Annotated in this window: 7 protein-coding genes; all 7 read left to right on the forward strand. The window is 41.8% G+C overall.

Features of this window, described 5'->3' with window-relative positions; translation table 11 throughout:
- Positions 1-43 precede the first annotated feature (43 nt).
- The gene (locus PHC29_08515) at positions 44-751 is read left to right on the forward strand and encodes a glycosyltransferase family 9 protein (protein MDD5109520.1); all 708 of its coding nucleotides are present in this window, start codon (positions 44-46) and stop codon (positions 749-751) included.
- A 74-nt stretch (positions 752-825) separates the two neighbouring features.
- Positions 826-2,475 (forward strand): hypothetical protein, encoded by a 1,650-nt coding sequence (locus tag PHC29_08520; GenBank protein ID MDD5109521.1) that lies wholly within the window; start codon positions 826-828, stop codon positions 2,473-2,475.
- A gap of 132 nt (positions 2,476-2,607) precedes the next feature.
- Positions 2,608-3,165 carry a hypothetical protein gene (locus PHC29_08525; GenBank protein ID MDD5109522.1) on the forward strand — a complete coding sequence of 186 codons (558 nt, stop codon included), beginning with the start codon at positions 2,608-2,610 and terminating at the stop codon, positions 3,163-3,165.
- 104 nt (positions 3,166-3,269) lie between these two features.
- The gene (locus PHC29_08530) at positions 3,270-3,533 is read left to right on the forward strand and encodes a helix-turn-helix domain-containing protein (protein ID MDD5109523.1); all 264 of its coding nucleotides are present in this window, start codon (positions 3,270-3,272) and stop codon (positions 3,531-3,533) included.
- Between the two features lie 5 nt (positions 3,534-3,538).
- Positions 3,539-4,609 carry a transaldolase family protein gene (locus PHC29_08535; GenBank protein MDD5109524.1) on the forward strand — a complete coding sequence of 357 codons (1,071 nt, stop codon included), beginning with the start codon at positions 3,539-3,541 and terminating at the stop codon, positions 4,607-4,609.
- 5 nt (positions 4,610-4,614) lie between these two features.
- Positions 4,615-5,571 carry a PfkB family carbohydrate kinase gene (locus PHC29_08540; protein MDD5109525.1) on the forward strand — a complete coding sequence of 319 codons (957 nt, stop codon included), beginning with the start codon at positions 4,615-4,617 and terminating at the stop codon, positions 5,569-5,571.
- Positions 5,564-7,024 carry a transaldolase family protein gene (locus PHC29_08545; GenBank protein MDD5109526.1) on the forward strand — a complete coding sequence of 487 codons (1,461 nt, stop codon included), beginning with the start codon at positions 5,564-5,566 and terminating at the stop codon, positions 7,022-7,024. The genes PHC29_08540 and PHC29_08545 overlap by 8 nt, the downstream gene beginning before the upstream one ends.
- Positions 7,025-7,034: the final 10 nt, after the last annotated feature.

Below are 7,034 nucleotides of genomic sequence, written 5' to 3' on the forward strand. Positions count from 1 at the left end.
CTGGTCTTTCATCCCAAATAGGGTGGCTACCTATTATAAGGGCATGGGAGAGATAACGAGCGTGCTCTCTATTTTCAATAATTATCGCCTGGAATATAAAAGCCACACATATCTTGTCGGCCATTATCTTAATTTATTGAAATTCTTGGGCATCGGGCAGCCATCGGAAGAGAAGGAGGTTTTTATTAAGCCGGAAGAAGAAAAAAAAGCCTTGGATTTTTTGACGCAGAATAATTTAAATACCGATGATTTGTTAATCGGCATCAGTCCCGTCCCCGGGAACAAGATCAAACAGTGGGATTTGTCTAAGTTCGCTTCCCTCGCAGATTTATTAGCAGAAAAATTGGGATCCAAAATAATCTTTACCGGATCGGCTGACGATAGCGTCCAAATTAAAGAGGTACAGCGCATGATGCGGAACGGCAGCGTTAACGGTTCGGGTTTATTTAAACTGTATGAACTACCCGCCTTGCTGAAAATGATGAAATTGTTTATCAGCGTGGATTCCGGACCTTTATATATAGCCAACGCCCTAAAGGTGCCGGTGGTAGACATCGGGGGTTGTTATGACATACGGGAACAAACTCCTTCAGGGAGCGGATGCAGGGTTTTACAGAAAAATACTAACTCCTCTCTCGCTTATTCCACCGTCGTTTCGCCCAGTTCAGAATGCAGAAACTGGTTTAGCCGACAACTCCAGGAAATTACCACAGAAGAGGTTTTCGAAGCCGCCAAATTTTTATTAAGTTAATTTTATATATTATAATAAACTTGATAATTATTAATTAGTTGCGTCATTTTTAAAAATGGCACAGCTGCTAATTTATGAGCAACTTTAAATATTTTATTAAATTTAAAAAAGGAAGTCCTTTATTATTTTTAGGAATTATAATTATTGCTATTGGGGCTGCTGCCGCGACTGCACGCGCTTTTTTATTAGACCCAATTCCGACAGATTATCAACTTAAGGCTTCGACAAATAAAATCATCGAGAGCAGAGAAATTGACTGGATAACTGGAGAGCCGGGCTCATTTATAAATAATGGCAGAATAATTAGTTATGCTTATATTTCCGACCAATTAGTTGGTCAAGCAAATTATTTTGGAATACCCGAAGATATGTCAAAAAGAACCGGTAATACACAATTTTTTCCAAAAAATAAAGACGAAAAAGGAGAAATTTGGATAGCAAAGATTTATTCTGGTACTCCCCTTTATTATGTACCACAAGAAAATAAATGGCACGAAGTAAAAATTGCCACGACTACGATAGATGCTTTTAATAGACAAACAAGTGGAAATTTTTTCAATAAATTACTGGGTAAAAATGTTTTTGCCGATTCTATTGCTCCGTATGCCGGAGACGGAGATGGATATGTCACCTACGATGTTAATGGTTCAAGTTGGGATACGGCCCGTGATCCGGTAGCAGGAAATTCAGCAGGGCCTGCCCAAGCATATACTTATGTAGCCTCCGGTAATGATGGCACATATAATTGGATTTATAGGAGTTTTTTCCCATTTGACACTAGTAGTATTCCAAGTGGTTCCCAAATTAGTTCTGCTGATTTATTCCTTTATTTATCTAATAACAGAATTGATACCGACAACGATAGTAACGGCTATATGGCAGTTGTCGAAACGTTTCAGGCGGACTACACAACCTTATCTAACACTGATTATTGTGATAATGGGTATGGAAATGACGGGGAGATTGGCTGTCAGTCTACCAGCACCGATATAGTTATCGGTGGATCGGTTGATACAACTGATCTTACTGCTAGTAGCTATAATGATTGGCCCCTTAATTCTAATGGGCTTAGTTGGATTAAGGTATATGGAGAATCAAGCACGTGTGGTTCTTCTTTAACTGGCTGGACCTGTTTAGGAGTAAGAGAGGGACATGATATTGTTGATGACCCTGTAGATTCTAATACAAGAGGAAGTATAGAGATTGCCGCTTCTGAAACTTCGGGCACGAGTCATGACCCATATCTCGTAGTAGAATATGTTGTTGTGGACACTACTATTACGAAAGTTTATAAATCTAATGATCAATCTGTTATGAATAGTTCAGCTGTCCAACCCGATAGTGAACTTATTTTAAACTTTACGACGAGTACTGCTAATAAAACGTATATGATAGAAGGAGTCATATTCGCAAGTAGTACAAGCGCCACGCCGGATATCAAGATTGCTTTTGATACCGATGTTTCTTCGTGGGTACCGAAAATAGGATTTATGGGTGCCCATGGCGGCACATTTGGTCTCGCAGAAATGCTTGAGGGAGATAGGAAAGAAAGTAGTAGGATTCCCATAACGGCAAATACAGTAACGGTAATACAGGTAAGTGGCACCATAAAAATGGATGGCACAGCTGGAAAACTAAAATTATATTGGGCGCAGGCAACATCGAATGGGACGCCAACAACAGTAAGGGCTGGCAGTTATTTAAAGGCCGAAGCGATAGAATAAGACGAGTAAAAATTAACTATGCAAAGCGCATCTAGTCAGAATAAATTAATACTTTTTATAAGGCGGTATGGGCCGCTAAGGATTGTTTACAGGACTTCTTTATCGGTTTATAGATTGATCAGGAACTCATTTTTGCTTTGCAAGAATCCGAAAACCATTCAATATTTCATTCCATATATTGGGTCTTTGTTGTCCGGCGGGAATACCGTAAAAGATAAGGTGCCATGGCTTTCTTATGAGGCCATAGATTGGCTCAACGGCTACTTGAACAAAAATATGAAGATATTTGAATTCGGGGGGGGTGGCTCAACGCTTTGGTTTTCTCAAAGAGTAGGGGAAGTAATAGCGGTGGAGCACGACCTGGACTGGCATAAATATATTTCTGGACTTATCGGCGATAATCCATTCTGTAAATATCTTCTGAAGAGCCCCGAAGAATACTGCGAAGTCATTGATGAATATCCCGACAACTATTTCGATATAGTTTTTATCGACGGCGACCAAAGAAAAGAGTGCGTTCAACATGCTCTTCTGAAGATAAAACCTCAGGGCTACTTAATGATTGACGATTCTAAGGAACCGCAGTTTTACGAAATAAAAGAGAAATTAAAAAATTGGCAGACCAAAGTATTTTTTGGCCCAAAGAGATATAAAATAGGCATTTACGAAACCACCTTGTGGAAGAAATAAACAATGATATTCTCAGATGCGCCGGCTTCGCCGGCGTATTTTATTTACTATCTATGAGTGATACCTTTTGACACCTCTTGACACTTCCTCTTGGCTTCCCTAGAATGAGGAATAGATATATGACCGAAGAAATCAAGCCAAATATTGTCTATACTACCGAGGAAGCCCGCGATTTCTTAAAGATCTCAGAAAGCACCATTAAGCGGCTCTTAAAGAGAGGCGCTATTAAGGCTTATAAGGTTGGAGGCCAGTACAGGATTTTAGGAGTTGAAATTTTAAGAGTAGTTTCGCCTCGCGCTGAGAACGACGTTTATTACACTTATAAAAAGTTTAAAGATAAAGCTAAAAAAATAATTAATAAATGGTAAATATTATGAACAACACAAGACCCCAAGAGTTAAAGTTATTCTTAGACACGGCTAATCTGGAGCAGATCGAAAAATGCCTTAAACAGAGAATAATCTCTGGGTTAACTACTAACCCCGAGATCATCACCAAAGAGCCGGCTGGCAGCGATCCCCAGAACGATTATATTAACCACATCCAGAAGATGGCTGATCTGTGCAAGAAATACGGCCAGGAGGTGCCCATCAGTATGATGGTCACCGAAACTGAGCCGGACAAAATGATCGCCCAGGCCAAAGAATTCGCGTCTCGCGTCAATTACAGCAATTTGAATATTAAGATTCCCATCGGCTGGGAAGAAGTGAGGGTTATCAGGGAGTTAAAAAAGAACAATATTAAAGTGAACTGCACTTGCGGGATGAACGAAGCCCAGGCGATCTTGGCGGCCAACGCCGGCGCGGATTACTTTTCCATTTTTTCCTGCCACATCAAAGACATGGGCGGAGATTCCTTCGAGGTCATCCGCAAGACCCGCAAGCTTTTTGAGGGTACCAATACCGAGATCATTGTCGGCGGCGTGCGTCCCAAGAATATGAAAGATCTGATTGATGCTTTTCTGGCTGGCGCCCAAATTGTTACCGTGCCCCTTGATATTTTAGAGAGACTAGCTGGTTATCCTAAAGCCGAGGAAAAGGTAGTTTTTACCAACGGAGTTTTCGATATCATCCATCCCGGCCACATTCAGCTTTTGAAATTCGCCAAGTCTTTGGGCGATAAGCTGATTGTCGGCATTAACTCAGACAGGGCCGTCAAGATCCTTAAGGGTCCGGATAGGCCGATAAACAACGAAGAGGCGCGTAAATCCATGCTGGAGAAACTCAGCTACGTTGATGAAGTGGTCATTTTCGACGACGTCAACACCGTCAATATAATCCAGCAGATAAAGCCCAATATATTAGCTAAGGCCGTTGATGATTTGACGCCCGAGCAGCTTAGGGAAGTTGATAAAGTACCGGCAGAAGTAGAGATTAAGATTTGTCCGAAAGTGGCTAATTATTCTACAACCAGAATAATAGAACAAACTCAAGGTAAAAAATAATATCAATGGACAAAGCAGAAATTATCCAAAAATTTGAAAAGAAAAGGGTATTGCTTGTCGGCGATACTATTTTGGATATTTACAGCAAAGGTAAAATAGTTTGCCTGTCTTCAGACTCAGAGGCTCCCGAAATTGAGGAGGGCGAAACAGCGGTTTCTTTCGGCGGAGCCAGTTTGATTGCGAATAATATTTTGGAATTAGGCGGATATGTTTTATTTTTTTCAGTGGTAGGCGATGACGAAGCTGCCAAGTATTATGAGAAATTTCAGCATCCCAACCTGGAAAAGCATTTATTTGTCGATAAGGCCAGGCCGACCATAGTCAAAAAGAGATTTTGGGTTGATGATAAAAAGCTTTTTCAGGCCAATCAAGTGGATAACCGCTATATCGAGTCGGCTTTAGGGGAAAAAATCATTAAAGAGATGGAATCCTTTATTAAAGATGTCGATGTGATAGTGGTCTTAGATGCCCAGCACGGGCTTTTGAGCCAGGAAATGATTTCCGGTTTAAAAAGATTGAGCCAGAAGTATGAAAAGCCAATGTATGTAGATTCCCAGATTTCCCACCGGCCCAGCAACCACCATCTTTATCAGGGAGTTGATTGTTTGTTTTTCAACCAAACCGAAGCCAGGGCGGTTTTGCCTGGTTTTGATGCGCAAAATATAAAAGGATCTCTAAATTTATTGAAAGAAAAACTTAAGCTTAACAATATTGTGATAAAGCTGGGCGAGCAAGGTTCGGCAGCCTTATTTAACAGCCAATTTGTCCAGGGCCATCCCCATAAGGTCAATGCTATTGATCCTTGTGGCGCAGGCGATTCATTCTTAGCCGCTTTCAGCGTGGGCGACAGACAATCGCCCCAGGAAAGCCTGGATATCGCCAACGCTTGGGCAGCCTTATCAACAACTATTTTGGGAACTGTGCCGCCCCAAAAGCAAGATTTAATTAAGATTTATGCCTAAACCAAAAATATACCAATACGGTTACGATATTAATGAAGTGGAAAAGCAGATTTACACTCCGCAGCGCGAAGAAACGGCCGGAGGCTATTTTTGCCGGGCAGTCGACAGCGAGCGCTACGGCTTATACCAGGCTTTCATCAAAAAAGGATCGGTTTTCCCTTTGGGCCCAGAAAATTTTCCAGACAGGGAAGTATTAATATACGTGGAAGGCGGCGAAGTGGATATAAAATCCAATAATTTGAAGCCTCAGGAAACCTTATTATTCCGGGCCGATCAGCTTAAAGAGCCGCTCAATATTGAAGCCAAAGAGGACAGTTTTGTTTATTTCTTTTCGGGGCTTCCTTCCAGTGACGACTTAAGGGACGGGATTCTTAAAAAGTCAGCTGTTTTCAATTTCCGCGACCAATATTGGGCGGACGTGCTTTGGACGATGGTTAACCGGGAATTCTGCGGCAAGAAAATATTTTTCAAAAAAGGCAACAATTCCAGTTTTCATTTTCATTGCTACAAGCAGGAAGCTTATTTCGTCCATTCGGGTAAGCTATTGCTGAGAATCAGGGCGGGCAAGGGAGAGGACAGATTCTTTGTTTTGCATCCCGGGCAGGCGGTTAATATCTCTCCGGGATTGATGCACCAGGCCGGCGGTTTGGAAGACACCGTGGTGATGGAGGTCTCAACCCGCGACAACGATGGTGATGCATTCTTGATCGAAAGCGAATTCACTAAAATGCCTAAAATTAACGAAACCGAAGACATAATCATTAATAAAGATAATAAAAACATGGCAAACAAAAAACTTAAATTATTTTTAGACAGCACCAACCCCGAGGAAGTCGAGAAAGCTTTGCAGAAAGATATTTTATCGGGTATCAGCACGAATCCCGGTATGGTAGTGAGCGAATATTTTGACAATGTCAGAAAGATAGCCGAACTGTGTAAGAAGTATAAGCAGGAAATACCCATCAGCGTGATGCTGACGGAAGCCGATCCCGAAAGGATGGCCGAGCAGGCCAAAGACCTGGCTTCCCAGATTAATTACAAGAACCTGATTATCAGGATCCCTGCGGGCTGGGAAGAATCAAGGTTAGCCAAGGAACTGACCGAAGCTAATATTAACGTTGAGTGTACTTTGGGTATGAACGAAGCCCATGCGATTCTGGCAGCCAATACCGGCGCCAAGTATTTCTTCATTCACGCTTCGAACATCAAAGATATGGGCGTTGACCCTTTCAAGATGGTGGAAAACAGTCGACAGCTTTTGAACGGGTTCAACACGGAAATTATCGTCGGAGGCATTCGTCCTAAAAGTATGAGGGATGTAGTTGAAGCCTTTTTGGCCGGAGCTGATGCTATTTCTGCGCCGCTTGATGTTTTGGAAAAGATGGCTTCCCATCCCAAAACGACCGAAAATATCATTCGTTTCGTTAATGCCTACCACCAATGGGGAAAATAATGAAAGCTGT

It is taken from the genome of Candidatus Omnitrophota bacterium (assembly GCA_028712255.1).
GTDB lineage: Bacteria > Omnitrophota > Gorgyraeia > Gygaellales > Profunditerraquicolaceae > UBA6249.

Excerpts from the sequence above, each read along its gene's own strand:
- PHC29_08515 (MDD5109520.1), top strand. The coding sequence starts at position 44 with ATGGGAGAGATAACGAGCGTGCTCTCTATTTTCAATAATTATCGCCTG.
- PHC29_08520 (MDD5109521.1), top strand. The coding sequence starts at position 826 with ATGAGCAACTTTAAATATTTTATTAAATTTAAAAAAGGAAGTCCTTTA.
- PHC29_08530 (MDD5109523.1), top strand. The coding sequence starts at position 3,270 with ATGAGGAATAGATATATGACCGAAGAAATCAAGCCAAATATTGTCTAT.
- PHC29_08535 (MDD5109524.1), top strand. The coding sequence starts at position 3,539 with ATGAACAACACAAGACCCCAAGAGTTAAAGTTATTCTTAGACACGGCT.
- PHC29_08540 (MDD5109525.1), top strand. The coding sequence starts at position 4,615 with ATGGACAAAGCAGAAATTATCCAAAAATTTGAAAAGAAAAGGGTATTG.
- PHC29_08545 (MDD5109526.1), top strand. The coding sequence starts at position 5,564 with ATGCCTAAACCAAAAATATACCAATACGGTTACGATATTAATGAAGTG.